Here is a 15,919-nt window from a genome sequence, read left to right as displayed (position 1 = left end):
TTTCCGGCTGCCGCCCGCGCTGGGCGGACAGGACCGGCGGAGCGCCCCGGCTAGCGTGACCGGGCTCACGCCGCCGATGAAGGGTGTCGCCGCCGATGCCGACGCTGCCGCCGTCCCCCGAGCACGTACCGCCCGGGTACGACCGCCCGCCCCAGTACGAGGGGATGGTCGTCGACCGGGACGTCTACGTGCCGATGCGGGACGGCGTCTCCCTCTGCGTCGACGTCCACCGGCCCGACACCGACGAGCCGCTGCCGGCGCTGCTGGCGTTCGCGATCTACAACAAGGACATCCAGGGCCCCGACACGGCGACGGCGATCCCGCCGCAGCCGGCCTGGTCGCCGCTGTGGAGCGGTCCGATGGAGGCCGGCGACACCCGCTTCCTGGTCTCCCGCGGCTACGTCCACGTCATCGGGATGCCGCGCGGGGTGGGCAAGTCCGAGAGCGGCGGCTCCCGCACCTGGGACTCCTACGACCTGATCGAGTGGATCGCCCAGCAGCCGTGGTGCGACGGCAACGTCGGCATGGTCGGCATCTCCGGCTTCGGCGCGGAGCAGGTGCACGTGGCCCGCCAGCGGCCGCCGTCGCTCAAGGCGGTCTTCCCGTTCGACCCCCGCGGCGCCTACGGCGAGCTCGGCGGCTTCCGCGAGGAGTACCCCGGCGGCGTCGTCCACCTCTTCCGCTACCTGGTGGGCCACTTCGGCACGTTCCACCAGAACCGGACGGCGCCCGGGGAGCTGTCGCCCGAGCGGGAGGCGCTGTGGCGGGAGGCGATGGCCGACCCCGACTACAAGATCCACCCGCACCTCTACAACGTGATCACGATGAAGGGCCAGCTGATGCCGGCCTTCTTCAACGTGCTCATCGACCCGTACGAGGCCGAGGGCGTGCTCGAGCAGAGCGAGGCCGAGTTCGCCGCCATCGACCTGCCCGTCTACACCGGGTCGGGCTGGTACGCCTACACCTACAAGACGCACCTGCAGGGCGCGCAGACCTACTGGCGGCACATCGCCAGCACCGACAAGAAGCTGCTGTTCGCCGGCCCGGCGCACCTGGAGCGGCCCTTCCACGGGCTGCACTCGGAGATCCTGCGCTGGTACGACCACTGGCTGAAGGGCATCGACACCGGCGTCCTCGACGAGCCCCCGGTGCGCTACTGGGTGACCGGGGCCAACGAGTGGCGCACCGGCACCGACTGGCCGCTGCCCGAGACGCAGTGGACGCCCTTCTACCTCAACAGCTGGGAGCGGCTGCGGCCGCAGCCGTTCGTGCCCTCGTCGGTCGACGACACCATCCCGCCGGACGCGTTCGTGCAGATGCCGCTCACCCACACCCGCAAGGTGACCGGGCTGCGGTACGTCAGCGAGCCGCTCAGCGAGCCGCTGCTGATCGCCGGCCCGGCCACGCTGCGGCTGTTCGCCGCGATCGACCAGGAGGACACGACCTGGATCGTGTCGCTCAAGGACATCGGGCCCGACCCGCACGTGATGACCGTCCGCGAGGGCGAGCGCGAGCTGCGCTCCGACCTGCCCGAGCGGGAGCTCACCCGCGGGTGGCTCAAGGCGTCCAACCGCGCGCTGGACCCCGAGCGCAGCACCGAGTGGAAGCCGTTCCACAAGCTGACCCGCACCGCGGCCGAGCCGGTGCCCCCGGGCGAGGTGGTCGAGTACGAGATCGAGATCCTGGCGACGGCGAACCTCTTCGAGCGGGGCCACCGGATCTGCGTGGAGATCACCAGCATGGACGTGCCCACCGGCGTGGCCGGCGCGACCAACGCCGAGTACGTCCCCTACCACGTGACCAGTTCCCGGACGACGCTGCACACCATCTACCACGACACGGCGCGGCCCTCGGCGCTGCTGCTGCCCGTCATCCCGCTCGACGCGGGGACCACCGGAGGCACGAACCCATGACCGACCTGCACAGCCCGCACACCGACCCGGCCGTCGTGCCGGAGGACATCACCGAGGAGACCGTCACCGACGCCACCGTCGACAGCTTCGCCGGCACCTCCGACCCGCGGCTGCGCGAGCTGCTGTCGGCGGTCGTCCGCGGCCTGCACGCCGCGGTCCGCGAGGTGGAGCCCACGATCGCCGAGTGGGAGACGGCGATCGACTTCCTCACCCGCACCGGCCAGAAGTGCGACGACGTCCGGCAGGAGTTCGTGCTCCTCTCCGACGTCCTCGGGGTCTCGGCCCTGGTCGAGAACATCAACCACCGCAAGGTCGCCGGCGCCACCGAGGCCACCGTGCTCGGGCCGTTCCACATGACGGTCTCCCCGGTGCGCGAGAACGGGGACTCCATCGACGAGGTGGGCGGCCGGCAGCCGTGCGTCGTCGAGGGCCGGGTGCTGTCTGTCTCCGGCGAGCCGCTGGCCGGGGCCACGGTCGACGTGTGGCAGGCCGACGAGGACGGCTTCTACGACGTGCAGCGGCCCGACGCGCAGCCCCCGGGCAACGGCCGCGGACTGTTCACCACCGACGCCGAGGGCCGCTTCTGGTTCCGCACCGTCGTCCCGGCGCACTACCCCATCCCGACCGACGGCCCGGTCGGCGAGCTGCTGGCGGCCACGGGCCGGCACTCCTACCGGCCGGCGCACATCCACTTCATCGCCCAGGCGCCCGGGCACGTGCCGGTGACGACGCACATCTTCGTCGCGGGCAGCCCCTACCTGGACTCCGACGCGGTGTTCGCGGTGAAGCACAGCCTGGTGCGGGACTTCGCCCCGGTCGACGACCCGCAGCAGGCGGCCGGCTTCGGGGTGGCCAACCCGTTCCGGCGCGCCGTCATCGACCTGGTGGTGCAGCCGGAGGGGGCACCGGCCGCGTGACCGCGACCGTCCCCGACCGGCTCGTCGGGCAGCGCGTCCGCCAGCAGGACGGCGACCTGTACCTGACCGGGCGAGCCGTCTACACCGGGGACGTCGCCCTGCCCGGGACCACGCACGCGGTGCTGGTCCGGTCCCCGCACGCGCACGCGCGCATCGTCTCCGTCGACACGGCCGCCGCCCGCGCACTGCCGGGGGTCGTCTCCGTCGTGACGGGGACCGAGGCCGCCCGCCACTGCGACGAGATCCCGCACGGGCTGGACGCCGGCCACCTCGGCGGCCACCACGCCGTCGTCCGGCCGCTGGCCGAGGGCACCGTCGTGTACGCCGGCGAGCCGGTGGCCGCCGTCGTCGCCGAGACCGCCGCCGACGCGGCCGCGGCGGCCGCCGCGGTCGAGGTCGTCTACCAGCCGCTGCCCGTGGTGCTCGACGCGGAGGAGGCGCTGCGCCCCGGTGCGCCCCTGCTGTACCCGGAGTGGGGCGACAACCTGCTCATCGAGCGGGAGGTCGGGCCCGACGACTTCGCCACCGCCTCGGCCGGCGCGGCGCACCTGCTCGACGGGGAGGTGCGCGCGCACCGGGGCACCGCCGCGCCGATGGAGCCCCGCGCGTCGGTGGCCTCCTGGGATGCGGCCACCCGCCGGCTGACCGTGCACGCCACCACGCAGAACCCGCACGTGCTGCGCACCGTGCTCGCGGCCTGCCTGCGGCTGGACGAGGAGCAGATCCGGGTGGTCGCGCCGCGGCTCGGCGGGTCGTTCGGGCTGAAGATGTACGGCAACCGCGAGGACTTCCTGGCCCCGCTGCTCACCCTGCTGGTCGGCCGGCCGGTGACCTGGGTGGAGGAGCGCTCGGCGACGCTGCAGGCCGGCACCCGGGAGCAGGTGATGCGCTACCGGGTGGCCTTCGACGACGACGGCCGGCTGTGCGCGCTGGACGTGCACGCGATCTCCGACCACGGCGCGGCCGCGGCCACCCACGGCTGGGGCATGGCGCACGTGGGCGCGCTGGCCACCGGGCTGGGCTACGCCCTGACCTCCTGCCACGTGCGCTACCAGGTCGTCGTCACGAACAAGACCCCGTGGGTGGGCACCAAGCCGTTCGGCAAGGACGGCGCGACGCTGCTGGTGGAGCGCGTCCTGGAACGGGTGGCCGCCACGGTCGGCCTCGACCCCGCCGAGGTCCGCCGCCGCAACTTCGTGCCGCCCGGCGCGTTCCCCCACGCGCACACCTCCGGCCTGGAGCTCGACAGCGGCGACTACGCCGCGGCCCTTGACCTGACCCTGCGCCGGCTGGACCTGCCCGCCGTGCGCGCGCAGCAGGCGGCCGCCCGCCGCGAGGGCCGGCTGCTCGGGATCGGCCTGGCCTTCGAGCTGATGCCCGAGAGCGCGGACATCCCGGGGGCCATGGTCGCCGCGTTCGACACCTCGACGGTGCGGGTCTCCCCCACCGGCCGGGTCACCGTCCTCACCGGCGTGACCTCCCCGGGCACCGGCAACGACACCGCCATCGCGCAGCTGGTGGCCGACGAGCTCGGCGTGCCGCTCGACGCGGTCACCGTCGTCCAGGGCGACACCGACCGCTGCCCCTACGGCTTCGGCAACATCTCCAGCCGGTCGATCATCACCGGCGGCAACGCCGCCGTCCTGGCCGCCCGCGACGTGGCCGCCAAGCTGCGCACCGCGGCCCGGGCGCTGCTGGGGGCCGGGCCCGAGGAGGAGGTGCGGCTGGCCGGCGGGGTCGCGGAGGCGGCGCCGGGGCGGGCGGTGCCGATCAGCGCGGTCGCGCAGGCCGTGGCGACGCTGACCTACCGGCTCGACCTCGACATCGAGCCGCACCTGGAGTCCACGCGCACCTACCGGCCGGGCAACGTCTCTCAGCAGCCCGACGCGCTCGGGCGGATGCAGACGTACACGACCTACCCGTACGCGGTGCACGCGTCGGTGCTCGAGGTCGACGCCGAGACCGGGGTGGTGACCCTGCTGCGGCACGTGGTCACCCACGACTGCGGGACCGTGGTGAACCCGATGTTCGTCGACGGACAGGTCACCGGCGGGGTGGCCATGGGGATCGGGGCGGCCCTCGGCGAGGAGCTGCGCTACGACCCCTCGGGGGTGCCGCTCAGCACCGGCTTCAAGACCTACCTCCTCCCCCGGGCGGCCGACCTGCCCCGGGTCGAGCTCGAGCACCTGTGCACCCCCGCCCCCGGGACGCCGCTGGGCGCGAAGGGGGTCGGCGAGTCCGGCTTCTCGGGTGCGCTGGCCGCCGTGGTCAACGCGGTGAACGACGCGCTGGCACCCCGCGGCGCCGCGCTGGAGTCCACACCGGTCAGCCCGCCGCGCGTGCTGGCGGCCCTCGCCGAGGCCTGCGCGTGATCCCGGCCCGGTTCGGCTACGTCGCCCCGCGGGACCTCGCCGGCTGCCTCACGGCCCTGGCCGACGGCGGCCGGGTCCTCGCCGGCGGCACCTGGGTGCTGCCGGAGATGGACCGCGGCGAGTCGGCCCCGGCCCGGCTGGTCGACCTGCGCCGGGCCGGCCTCGGCGGGGTGTCTCCCACCGCGACGGGGCTGTGGCTGGGTGCCACGTGCACCTACGCCGACCTGCTCGCCAGTGCCGAGGTCGCCGCGCACGCGCCCCTGCTGCGCACGATGGCCGCCGGCATCACCGGAGGCTGGGCGCTGCGCAACCAGGCCACGGTGGGGGGCGCGGCGGTGGCCGCCCGCCCGCAGTCAGACGTCCCGGCCGCGCTGGTCGCCTCCGGCGCGGTGGCCCTCGTGGCCGGCCCCGACGGGGAGCGGGCCGTCCCCGTGCACGAGCTGTTCGCCGGGGCGATGCGGTCCGCCGTCGGCCCCGGGGAGCTGCTGGCCGGGTTCGACCTGCCGTCCGCGGCCGGCGCCGGGCACGGCTACGTCAAGCTCAAGCGCGGCGCCAGCTCGTGGCCGATCGCCACCGCGGCGGCGCTGGTGCGGCTCGACGCCGCGGGGGTGTGCACGGCGGCCACGCTCGTGCTCGGCGGGGTGGCCGCCGTCCCGGTGCGCGTCGACGTCGCGCCGCTGGTCGGCTCGGTCCCCGGCGAGGCGCAGCTGCGGGCCACCGCGGAGGGGGCCGCCGCCGCGGTGACCGAGCCGTGGGAGGACGTGCTGGCGCCGGCGTCCTACCGGGCCGCGGTCGCCGGCCCGGTGGCCCGGCGTGCGCTGGCGGCGGCGGTGGCCACCGCGCAGGAAGCGACTGCCCGAGGCGAGGGAGGACGGCCGTGACCGGGGACGACCGGGTGGAGCTGACGCTCACGGTGGACGGCACGCGGCGCACCGCCGCGGTCGACCCCCGCTCGCTGCTGCTGGACGCGCTGCGCGAGGACTTCGGTGCGACCGCCCCCAAGGCCGGGTGCCGCACCGGCGACTGCGGCGCCTGCACCGTGCGGGTGGACGGCGCGATCGCCAAGTCCTGCCTGCGGCTCGCCGTCGCCGAGGACGGCGCCGACGTCGCGACGATCGCGTCCCTGGCCGACGGGGGCACGCTCACCGCCCTGCAGCAGGCCTTCTGGGACGCCAACGCCTTCCAGTGCGGCTTCTGCCTGTCGGGGATGCTGCTCGCCGCCGAGGACCTGCTCGAGCGGGTCGGCTCGCCGACCGAGACCGAGGTCCGCGAGGCCCTCAGCGGCAACCTGTGCCGGTGCACCGGGTACGACGCGATCGTCGACGCGGTCCTGCGCTGCCGGCCGGACGGCGGCTGACCGCGCCGGCCCGACGGCGGCTGACCGCGCCGGTCAGATCCACCCGCGGCGCTTGAAGACCCAGTAGAGGGTCACACTCACCCCGACCATGAGCACCAGGGCGAACGGGTAGCCCAGGTGCCAGTGCAGCTCGGGGATCGAGTCGAAGTTCATGCCGTAGACGGTGCCCACGAGCGTGGGCGCGAAGAGGATGGCCGCCCACGCGGAGATCTTCTTGACCTCCTCGCCCTGGGCGATCGAGGCCTCGGTGAGCTCCCGGATCTCCTCGTTCTGCCGCTGGGCGACCAGCGTGGCGTTGACCGTCAGGATGTCGCGCAGCTGGAGCCGGAAACCCTCGACCCGCTCGTTGACCTGGACGACGTGGTCCTCGACGTCGCGCAGGTAGCTGCGCAGGTCCTCGTCGACGCCGTACTTGTCGAACCCGGCGGCGATCTGGGCGAGGATGCCGGTCAGCGGCTGGGCGGCGCGCTGGAACTCCAGCACCTCCTGGGACAGCTCGTAGATGCGCCGGGACACCCCCGGGTCCCCGCGGAAGACCTCGGTCTCGATCTCGTCGATGTCGTTGGCCAGCCCGGCGACCACCGGGGGGTAGCCGTCGACGACGGCGTCGAGGATCGCGTAGAGGACCGCCTCGCTGCCCTTCTCCAGCAGCGCCGGCTCGCTCTCCAGCCGGCGACGCACCCGGGAGAGGTCCGGCGACTCGCTGTGCCGCACGGTGATGGCGAAGTTGCGGCCGAGGAACAGGTGCAGCTCGCCGAACTCCACCTCCTCGGCCGCGTCGAGGTACCGCGCGGCCTTGAGGACGACGAACAGCGTGTCGCCGTAGCGCTCGAACTTGGGCCGCTGGTGGGCCTTGATGGCGTCCTCGACCGCGAGCTCGGGCAGGTCGTACTGCTCGGCGAGCTCGCCGAGCTCTCCCGGCTCGGGCCGGTAGAAGCCCAGCCACACGAGGCGCTCGGGGTCCTCCACCAGCCAGTCGTGGCTCTCGGCGACCGTCTCCGGCGTCGCCACCCGCCGGCCGGACGAGTAGACGGCGTTGTCGACGATGAGCGACGGCCGCCGGGCGCCGTCGGCCGCAGCCGGCTGCGCCACCGGTGCGGGGGCGAGGGTCAGCTCGGGCCGCGGACGGCGGCCGAGGGACAGGGCGGTGAGGGACGCACGACGGCGGTCGACCACGACGGACTCCCGGGAGGAAGCTGGGGCGGGGGGACGCGTCGGAGGTCCGCACCCGCCCGCGGCGTCAAGCGGGGTGGACCTCGGTGCCGGTACTGGGCGGTTCGCTGCGCACGCGCTCGCTCCCTCCCGTCGTCGGTGGCCCGCGCAGGTCAGCGGGCCGTCGTCCATCGTGACACGTCCTGTCCAACCGGCTCCCCCGGGCGGGTGAACGGCGCGTGGCGCCGGGACGACGACGCCGTGCCGCCGCGCCGGCCGACGGCGATGTCAACCGCATTCCTCCGAGGGCACAACAATTCAGCAGAAAGCGCAATCGTCCATTTCCTACTGCATTCTCCGCGCCATTCCGAGCAGACTCCCAGGCGTCGGCACACCCCGCTGCGCGAGAGGACTTGGACCATGCACACTGCCGCGTCGACCAGCCCGGACGTCCCCCTGCTGCTCACCGGAGGCCCGTCGGCGAGCCTTCCCGACGCCGTCTACGACCGGCTGCTCGGCGAGCGGATCGTCTTCCTCGGCGAGGCGGTCGACGACGCCGTCGCCAACCGGGTCTCGGCACAGGTGCTGCTGCTGGCCGCCGAGGACCCGAAGCGCGACATCCACCTCTACGTCAACTCACCCGGCGGCTCGGTGAGCGCCGGCATGGCCGTCTACGACACCATGCGGTTTGTCGACTGCGACGTGGCCACCTACGGGCTGGGGATGGCCGCCTCGATGGGCCAGTTCCTGCTGTCGGCCGGCACGCCGGGCAAGCGGCACGCCCTGCCGCACACCCGGATCATGATGCACCAGCCCTCGGCCGGCGTCGGGGGCACGCAGTCGGACATCGCCATCCAGGCCGACCTGTTCCGGCGGCTCAAGCGGGAGATCAACGAGCTGCAGGCGCAGCACTCCGGGCAGACCGTCGAACAGGTCGAGGCCGACTCGGACCGCGACCGGTGGTTCACCCCCGAGGAGGCGCTGCGGTACGGCCTGGTCGACCACGTCGTCGCCCGCGCCGCCGCCCTGCCCGAGCGGGGCGACTAACCGACGTTCAGCACGAGGTCGATCAACAGCGGTAGCAGCAGGACGATCAGCAGCGCGCCGAGGACGTCGAAGGAGATCCCCGAGCGGATCATCTTGGTGATCGGCACGACGCCCGAGCCGTAGACGATCGCGTTCTGCGGGGTGGAGACCGGCAGCATGAACCCGAACGACGCGGCGAACGTGGCCGCCAGCGCCGGCACGAACGGGTTGATGCCCGCGGCCACCGCGACCGGGATGACGATCGGCACGACCACGGCGGCCGAGGCGGTGTTGCTGGTCGTCTCGGAGATGACGATCGCCAGGATCACCGCGAAGACGGTGATCGCCAGCGTGCTGGTCAGGCCGAGGGTCTCGGCCGAGCTGGTGCCGATGGTCTCGGCCAGGCCGGTGTCGGCCAGCAGCGAGCCGAAGATGATCCCGGTGCCGAACAGCAGGATCGTGCCCCAGTCGATCTTCGCCGCGTCCGACCAGTTGAGCGTGAACTCCCGGCGCTTCCAGTCGGTGGGGAGCAGGAACAGCAGCGAGGCGCCGAGGACGGCGACGACGCCCTCGTCGAGCCGGTCGGAGATCGTTCCGTAGAGGTCGGAGTCGGTGCCGGCCGTCAGCGCGATGACGCCGGGGAAGATCCACAGCAGCACGGTGGCGCCGAACGCGGCCAGCGTGTTCTTCTCCGCCCGCGACATCGGCCCGAGCTCCGCGCGCTCGCGCTGCACGTACTCGTGCACGCCCTCGATCCGCTTGATCTCCGGACGGTTGAGCAGCAGCAGGACGGCGGCCAGCGCCACGAACATCAGCGCGCAGATCGGCAGGGCCATCAGCATCCAGTCGAGGAAGCTGATCCGCTCCCCCGTCGCCTCCTCGATCAGCCCACGGCCGATCAGGTTGGGCGGGGTGCCCACCGGGGTGATGAGACCGCCGACGCTGGCGCCGTAGGCCAGCATCAGCATCAGCGCGACGCCCACCCGCAGCCGCAGCGGGTCGAAGTCGGGGGCGACCATCTCCCGGTCCTGCATCAGCTTGGCGATCACCGACAGGATGCCGATCGCCGTCGGCAGCAGCATCGCGACGGTGGCGGTGTTGGAGACGAACGCCGACAGCAGGGCGGTGATCAGCCCGAAGGCGATGACCACCCGCGCGGTGGAGGCGCCCACCCACCTCATCGACAGGATGGCCATCGCGAACCGCCGCGCGACGCCGTGCTTGAGCATCGCCGCGGCGAGGATGAAGGCGCCGATGAAGGTGAAGACCGTCGTCGACCCCAGCGGCCCCACCGCGTCGTCGGCCGGGACGACGCCGAGGACGACGATCGCCCCGACCCCGATCAGCCCGCCGACCGGGATCGGCACCGGCTCGGTGATCCACAGGACGATGACGCCGAGCAGGACCGCCGCGAGCAGGTGCTGGTCGCGCGGCAGGTCCAGCGGCAGCAGCGCGAAGACGATCGTGACGACCGGGGCGAGGAACAGCCCGACGGTCCGGCGGCCCTTCTCGAACCGTTCCTCGGCCGGGCTGAGCTGCTGCTCCCCGAGGCTGCGGTAGGTGGCGGAGCCGCGGAACGCGGCGTCGACGTCGGTCCGCTGACCGGACCCGGGCCTGCGATCGGTGGCGGTCATGACGCCCTCCCCAGGAGTGTGATCCAGACCATAGGAGATGGACCCGCTCGCCCCCACCACTCGCGAGCTCGCGGCGGGACCCTGCGGGAGGGGCGCCCGGGTTCAGCGTGCGGCGAAGGTCCCGGCCGGGTAGGCGCCGGCCGCCACCAGCCGCCCCGACAGCGCCTTGCCGAGCTCCACGACGCGGGCCGTGCGCTCACGGCCCAGGTGGGCCCACGGCGCCGCCGACAGCTCGTCGGTCTCCGCCTCGATGCCCGCCCGCAGCTCCCGCCCGGCGTCGGTGAGGCCGCCGTCGGCCAGCAGGCCGCGCTCGGCGAGCCGCGTGCAGGCCGCCGCCCACTCCTCCTCGCTCCAGCCGCGGGTGGCCCGGGCGGCGGCCTCGGTGAAGCCGCGGCCGGTGGCGGTGTGCGTGACCAGTGCCTCCAACCCGGACAGGCCGTGCCGCAGGAGGACCGCCACGTGGCCGTCGCCGCGGTGCTCGCGCAGCAGCGTGGCGCCGTGCCACACGGCGAGCAGCGGCTCGTCGGGCCAGGGCAGGTCGGCGGTGCCGGCGAAGATCGGCCGGCCCTCGGGGGTCAGGGCGGTGCACGCCTCCCGGAGCAGGGCGGCGAGCTCGGCGACCTCCGGGCCGGCCGCGGTCTCCGCACCGAGCAGCCGGGTCAGGGAGGCCCGCGCGGCGGCCGCGCGCGCCTCGACCACCTGCTCGGGGGTGGCGAGGGTCCAGCAGCGCGGCACGTGCCGGGCCACGATGGCCGGGGCGAAGTTGGAGAAGGTCGCCGTCACCAGGCCGGGGCCGACCGCGCCCATCGGGGCCGCCCGCCCGGCGAAATAGCACATCCGGCCCGGGCGCAGGCCCACCGCGCCGAGGTGCTCGTCCTGCTCGGGCGCGAAGTACAGGTGGTTGTGCAGCGGCTCGACCGCGCGGTGGGCACGGGCGACGTCGGCGAGGTGATCGGCGCTGACCATGCAGGGGACCCTAGAAGGACCCCGTCCTCCCCACCCCTCGCACGCTCGCGGCGGGGCCCGGGACGGGGCCAACGGCGAAGGCGGGACCCCGTCCTCCCCACCCCTCGCACGCTCGCGGCGGGACCCGGGACGGGGCCAACGGCCAAGGCGGGACCCCGTCCTCCTCACCCCTCGCACGCTCGCGGCGGGACCGCGCTCACGACTCGATCGACCGCAACCAGCGGCGCTGCCAGGGCGTCTCCACGGCACGGGGATGGTGGCACCGGCGGACCCAGGCGACCGCGGCGTCGGCCGGCAGCCCGTCCAGGACGGCGAGCGCGGCCAGCGCCGTGCCGGTGCGCCCGACGCCGCCGCGGCAGGCCACCTCCACCCGCTCCCCCGCGCGTGCCCGTTCCAGCGCCTCGCGCAGCGCGTCGAGGACGTCGGCGCGGTCGAGGGGCACCCAGAAGTCCGGCCACCGGACCCGCCGAGCCGGCCAGGCCGGCAGCGGACCGGCGCCCAGGACCACGGCGGCGTCGGCCGGGGTCGCCGGGGCGGCGAGCCGGCGGCCGCGGACCCGGGCGCCGCCGGGGAGGACGACCAGGCCCGCGTCGTCCCCCCACGGCTCGCCGCTCACGGGCCGGCGGTCGGTGCGGGCGGGAGGATCGCCGCCCAGGAGGTGCGGGTGCGGACCGGCGCGAAGCCCAGCCGCCGGTAGAGGGCCGGCGCGCCGGTCGAGTTCTCGCTGTCCACCTGCAGCCCCGCCGTCGCGCAGCCGGCCTCCGCCGCGGCCCGCAGCGCGGCGGTGATCGCCGCCGAGGCAACGCCGCGGCCGCGCGCCGGCCGCGCCACGCCGATCTGGCCGAGGTGGGTCTGCCGGGTCCCGGTGGCGCGGGTGTCGGCCTCGAAGACGTAGGCCAGGACGTACCCGACGACCGCCCCGTCGGCCAGGGCCAGCACCGAGAGGTCCGGGCGGAACGCGCGCTGCCCGGTGAACCAGGTGCCCCACCCGGCCTCGTCGAGCACGGTGGACCCGAAGTGCTCGCTGAAGGCGGCGTTGTGCGCGCGGCGCACCTCCTCGTCGCGGTCCCAGCCGAAGGGCACCAGGTCGATCCCGGGCACGGCCGGCACCTCCGGCCGGTCGGTCAGCGGCCGTTCCATGTCCCAGTACCGACGCTCGGGCTCGAACGCCGCCCGCCGCAGCAGCGCCTCCAGGGAGGCCATGGCCGGGTACACCGAGACGGTCAGCCGCGCCGGCGCCTCCGGCTGCACGGCGGCGTGCAGCTCCGCACCGCGGCCGCGCTGCCAGTCCAGCAGGGCGCGGCCGATGCCCTGGCCGCGCGCGTCCGGGTGCACCCGGCCCTCGAGCCACACCCGGAAGGCGTCGCGCCCGCTGCCCGGGGAGATGGCGGTCGCCCAGCCGACCAGCCGCCCGTCCGCCGTGCAGACGGCCCGCCCGTCCCGGGTCAGGTCGATGCGGTCGTCGCCCCAGAACTCGGCGAGGTCGTCGGCGTCCTCGTGCTCACCGGTCGCGTCCACGGCCTCCGCGGCGGCGAGCAGCTCGGCCGCGGCGGGGACGTCGTCCAGGGTCAGCGGGCGGGCGGACAGGCCCTCGGGCAGCGCGTGCACGGGGTCGCAGCGTAGGGACGCCGACGTCCGGTGGTCGACCCGGTTCCGGGGGCCCGACGGTCCGTCGTCGCCACGCTGCCACCGCCCCCCGCGTGGGGACGGGTGTTGCGGGCCGACCGGGCCGTCCGGACCATCGCACGGGCACGGGGGCCTGACACGGAGGTCGCGATGCCCCGGTTCCTGTTCATCGCCAAGTACGCGCCGCAGGGCGCCAAGGCCATCATGGCGGCCGGCGGGACCACCCGCCGCAACGCGATCGAGAAGATGGTCACCGACCTGGATGGCCGCCTGGAGACCTTCGACTTCGCCTTCGGCGAGGAGGACGTCTACACGATCGTCGACCTGCCGGACAACAAGACCGCGGCTGCGATGGCCCTCACCGTCAACGCCAGCGGGGTGGCCCACGTGCGCACGGTGCTCCTCATGAGCCCCGAGGAGGTCGACGCCGCACGTCAGGTGCACCCGGACTACCAGCCGCCTGGCGCCTGAACGCGGGTCGACGGGCCGGGCCGCCCGGTCGGGCGGCCCGGCCCGCGCCCGTCACCGCGCCGGGGCCCCTTCCCGCGCCGTGACCCGACACAGGAAGGGCAGGACGACCTGCTCGAGGCCGACCGGGTCGTCGAGCATGGGCCAGTGGCCGCTGTCGTCGAGCACCACGACCTGCGCCTGCGGGAAGGTCTCCCGCTGCCGCTCGGCGTACCCGACCGGCAGGTACGGGTCCCGGCGTCCCCACACGGCCAGCACCGGACGGTCGACGCCCTCCAGCCGCCGGTGCAGGTCCTCGGAGACCGCCGCCATGTCGGTGGCCCGGTACAGCCGCAGGACGGCGCGCTGCGTGCCCGGGTCCTTGAGGCTCCGGTACAGGCGGTCGACGGCGTCCCGGGGTAGGCCGCGCGGGTTGCCGCGGCGCAGCATCAGCCGCGACACCCGCGGGGTGCTGGTGCGCAGGAACGCCTCACCGAGCCCGGTGGTCCGCCAGATCCGGGCCAGCGAGTGCCAGCGGTAGCCGCGGAGCACCCCGATACCGACCAGCGTCGCGCCGGCGAAGCGGTCCGGGTGGTCGGCTGCCCACCACAGCCCCCACGGTCCGCCGAAGTCGTGCAGCACCAGGTGCGCCCGGCGGATCCCGAGCTCGTCGAGGACGCCGGCGAGGTGCCGGGCGTAGCCGTCGACCGTGTAGACGAACGCGTCCGGCTTGTCCGCGCCGCCGAAGCCGGGCATGTCCGGGGCCACCGCCCGGGCGAAGTCGCCGGTGCGGGACACCAGGCGCCGCCAGTCCTCCGCGGGACCGGGGTTGCCGTGCACGAAGACCACGGCCTCCTCGGTGTCGTCCGGTCCGGCGGTCAGGTACGGGGAGCGGACGCCGGCCACGGTGACGGCGCCCTCGGTCACCGGTGCCAGACCCGCCGCGGTCACGACCGCACCTCCTGCGTCGCCTCGACGGGGGTCCGGGGCGAAGGCAGGCCGGTGACCGGCGGGGCCTGGGGAGGGGCCGCGGCGGGTGGCGTGCCGGTCACGCGCACCGGCCGGGTCCGGAGCGCGGCGGCGAGGACGTACGGCCGGAACAGCGCCGTCGGCCCCTCCAGCATGCCGAGTGCCCGTGTGTAGACCTCGGTGATCGCGGGGTCGCGGGTCGCCGCCGTCTCCACGCGGTCCAGGTAGCGGTGCATGGCCCTGGTGGCGAGGCCGGCCTTCGCGCCCGTCGTCGTCGGGAACCGCAGGTCCTCCCCGGTGGAGAACATCCACGGGTCGGCGTTGGCCCGGGCGAGCTGCCGCTGGAACCGGCGGCCCAGGCCGTCGAGGTCGTCGTCCGGGCGCCGCTGCCGCTGGGCACGCAGGCACGCGTCGAGGGTCCGCGCGCCGACGGCAGCGGTGGTCATCCCCTGGCCGTAGATGGGGTTGAAGGCACTGACGGCGTCACCGACGACGAGGAAGCGCTCCGGCCAGCGCGGCATGCGCTCGAAGTGCCACATCCGGTTGGCCGTGCCGCGGTGGCCGCGGATCTGGGTCACCGGTTCGGCGCCCGCGATCGCGTCGGCGATGACCGGGTGGCGCAGGCTGCGGGCGAAGGCCGTGAAGCCGTCCTCGTCGGTGGGTGGGTGGTCACCGGCGGCCCCCATCAGCCCGATGATCCACTGCCGGTCCTCGATGGGGAACAGGAAGCCGGTGCGCGGCACGTCCGGTGGGCACGAGAAGAGGAGCACGACCTTCCAGTCCGCCGCGAACCCCGCGGGGATGCGGTAGACCCGGCTGCCGTAGGCGACGTCGGGGTCGACGCGCGTCTGCTCCGGTTCGGGGTAGCCGAGCTCGGCCAGCCACGACACCGCGCGGGACCCACGACCGGAGGCGTCGACGACGAGGTCGGCGTCCACGGAGAGCACCTCGGCCTCGCCGTCCACCCGGCGCAGGGCGACCCCGTGCACGACCCGGCCGTCGTCCGAGGCGCGCAGGGCAGTCGCCTCGGTGCCGTCGACCACGGTCACGCCCGGCAGCTCCAGCAGCCGCCGGCGGACCGTCGCCTCGATCAGCGGCCGGCTGGCCGACAGCACCGTCCACCCGTGAGCCCGCCGGTCGAGCCACCCGGACCGGCCGAGCGCGACCGTCTCGCCCGGGATGCGCACCGGTACCGCCCCGGCCGCCTCCAGGTCCCGGCTGAACCCGGGGAAGAGCGCGTCGAGGACGGTCAGCCCGCGCGCGAGCAGGGCGTGCACGAACCGGCCCTGGGGCACGCCCCTGCGGTTGGCGACGCCGTCCGGGAGCCGGTCCCGCTCGACCAGCGTCACGCGGTCCATGTGGCCGGCCAGCACTCGGGCGGCCACGAGGCCGGCCATGCTGGCGCCGATCACCACGGCCGAGCCGGCGGCCGTCTCGCTGCGAACTGCGGGTGTCGTGGTCATCGCTCGTCCTCCCCGGACGACGCACCCAACCGCCTACAAGCCCACACCGCCCGGTGGCGCCCCGGCCAGTGGCCAAG

At 74.8% G+C, this 15,919-nt stretch carries 14 protein-coding genes; 7 read left to right on the top strand and 7 right to left on the bottom strand.

From position 1 onward, the window contains the following. The first annotated feature begins 95 nt into the window (after nucleotides 1-95). The 5 genes from ACI79D_RS17805 to ACI79D_RS17785 are packed head-to-tail and all read left to right on the top strand — an operon-like array spanning nucleotide 96 to nucleotide 6,559. Nucleotides 96-1,913, top strand: coding sequence for a CocE/NonD family hydrolase (locus tag ACI79D_RS17805; protein ID WP_456919786.1), 1,818 nt, complete (start codon nucleotides 96-98; stop codon nucleotides 1,911-1,913). After that, on the top strand, nucleotides 1,910-2,830 hold the full coding sequence (locus ACI79D_RS17800) for a dioxygenase family protein (protein ID WP_456919785.1): 921 nt from the start codon (nucleotides 1,910-1,912) through the stop codon (nucleotides 2,828-2,830). The genes ACI79D_RS17805 and ACI79D_RS17800 overlap by 4 nt, the downstream gene beginning before the upstream one ends. Continuing rightward, a complete protein-coding gene (locus tag ACI79D_RS17795; protein ID WP_456919784.1) occupies nucleotides 2,827-5,202 on the top strand; it encodes a xanthine dehydrogenase family protein molybdopterin-binding subunit in 2,376 nt (791 codons plus the stop codon). The genes ACI79D_RS17800 and ACI79D_RS17795 overlap by 4 nt, the downstream gene beginning before the upstream one ends. Next, nucleotides 5,199-6,083 (top strand): FAD binding domain-containing protein, encoded by an 885-nt coding sequence (locus ACI79D_RS17790; protein WP_456919783.1) that lies wholly within the window; start codon nucleotides 5,199-5,201, stop codon nucleotides 6,081-6,083. The genes ACI79D_RS17795 and ACI79D_RS17790 overlap by 4 nt, the downstream gene beginning before the upstream one ends. Further along, entirely contained in the window at nucleotides 6,080-6,559 is a 480-nt protein-coding gene (locus ACI79D_RS17785) for a (2Fe-2S)-binding protein (protein WP_456919782.1), read from the top strand. Before ACI79D_RS17790 ends, ACI79D_RS17785 begins: the two co-directional genes overlap by 4 nt. Nucleotides 6,560-6,592: 33 nt before the next feature. Here ACI79D_RS17785 and ACI79D_RS17780 read toward each other — a convergent pair whose 3' ends face one another. Continuing rightward, the gene (locus tag ACI79D_RS17780; protein ID WP_456919781.1) at nucleotides 6,593-7,735 is read right to left on the bottom strand and encodes a magnesium and cobalt transport protein CorA; all 1,143 of its coding nucleotides are present in this window, start codon (nucleotides 7,733-7,735) and stop codon (nucleotides 6,593-6,595) included. Nucleotides 7,736-8,131: 396 nt separating this feature from the next. Here ACI79D_RS17780 and ACI79D_RS17775 point away from each other — a divergent pair, with 396 nt between their 5' ends. Continuing rightward, the gene (locus ACI79D_RS17775; protein WP_456919780.1) at nucleotides 8,132-8,758 is read left to right on the top strand and encodes an ATP-dependent Clp protease proteolytic subunit; all 627 of its coding nucleotides are present in this window, start codon (nucleotides 8,132-8,134) and stop codon (nucleotides 8,756-8,758) included. Here ACI79D_RS17775 and ACI79D_RS17770 read toward each other — a convergent pair. The 4 genes from ACI79D_RS17770 to ACI79D_RS17755 form a co-directional block, all read right to left on the bottom strand. After that, complete coding sequence (locus ACI79D_RS17770; protein WP_456919779.1) at nucleotides 8,755-10,371, bottom strand: SLC13 family permease; 1,617 nt, start codon at nucleotides 10,369-10,371, stop codon at nucleotides 8,755-8,757. The two genes, ACI79D_RS17775 and ACI79D_RS17770, sit on opposite strands and share 4 nt — an antisense overlap. A gap of 102 nt (nucleotides 10,372-10,473) precedes the next feature. After that, a complete protein-coding gene (locus ACI79D_RS17765) occupies nucleotides 10,474-11,337 on the bottom strand; it encodes an SCO6745 family protein (protein WP_456919778.1) in 864 nt (287 codons plus the stop codon). A gap of 196 nt (nucleotides 11,338-11,533) precedes the next feature. Beyond that, nucleotides 11,534-11,953 carry a protein-tyrosine phosphatase family protein gene (locus tag ACI79D_RS17760; RefSeq protein WP_456919777.1) on the bottom strand — a complete coding sequence of 140 codons (420 nt, stop codon included), beginning with the start codon at nucleotides 11,951-11,953 and terminating at the stop codon, nucleotides 11,534-11,536. Beyond that, the gene (locus ACI79D_RS17755) at nucleotides 11,950-12,945 is read right to left on the bottom strand and encodes a GNAT family N-acetyltransferase (protein ID WP_456919776.1); all 996 of its coding nucleotides are present in this window, start codon (nucleotides 12,943-12,945) and stop codon (nucleotides 11,950-11,952) included. The genes ACI79D_RS17760 and ACI79D_RS17755 overlap by 4 nt, the downstream gene beginning before the upstream one ends. 168 nt (nucleotides 12,946-13,113) lie before the next feature. On the opposite strand from ACI79D_RS17755, the gene ACI79D_RS17750 reads away from it, so the two are divergent. Then, on the top strand, nucleotides 13,114-13,434 hold the full coding sequence (locus ACI79D_RS17750; protein WP_456919775.1) for a GYD domain-containing protein: 321 nt from the start codon (nucleotides 13,114-13,116) through the stop codon (nucleotides 13,432-13,434). A 51-nt stretch (nucleotides 13,435-13,485) separates the two neighbouring features. Here the strand turns inward: ACI79D_RS17750 and ACI79D_RS17745 are convergent, their stop codons facing one another. Both ACI79D_RS17745 and ACI79D_RS17740 read right to left on the bottom strand, forming a co-directional pair. Beyond that, nucleotides 13,486-14,361 (bottom strand): alpha/beta fold hydrolase, encoded by an 876-nt coding sequence (locus ACI79D_RS17745; RefSeq protein WP_456919774.1) that lies wholly within the window; start codon nucleotides 14,359-14,361, stop codon nucleotides 13,486-13,488. Beyond that, nucleotides 14,358-15,842, bottom strand: a complete 1,485-nt coding sequence (locus ACI79D_RS17740) for an FAD-dependent oxidoreductase (protein ID WP_456919773.1) — start codon at nucleotides 15,840-15,842, stop codon at nucleotides 14,358-14,360. Before ACI79D_RS17740 ends, ACI79D_RS17745 begins: the two co-directional genes overlap by 4 nt. Nucleotides 15,843-15,919: the final 77 nt, after the last annotated feature.

The organism is Geodermatophilus sp. SYSU D00708, assembly GCF_054050115.1.
The sequence above is the reverse complement of the archived record's forward strand: the minus strand, read 5'-3'. Positions and strand labels throughout refer to the sequence as shown.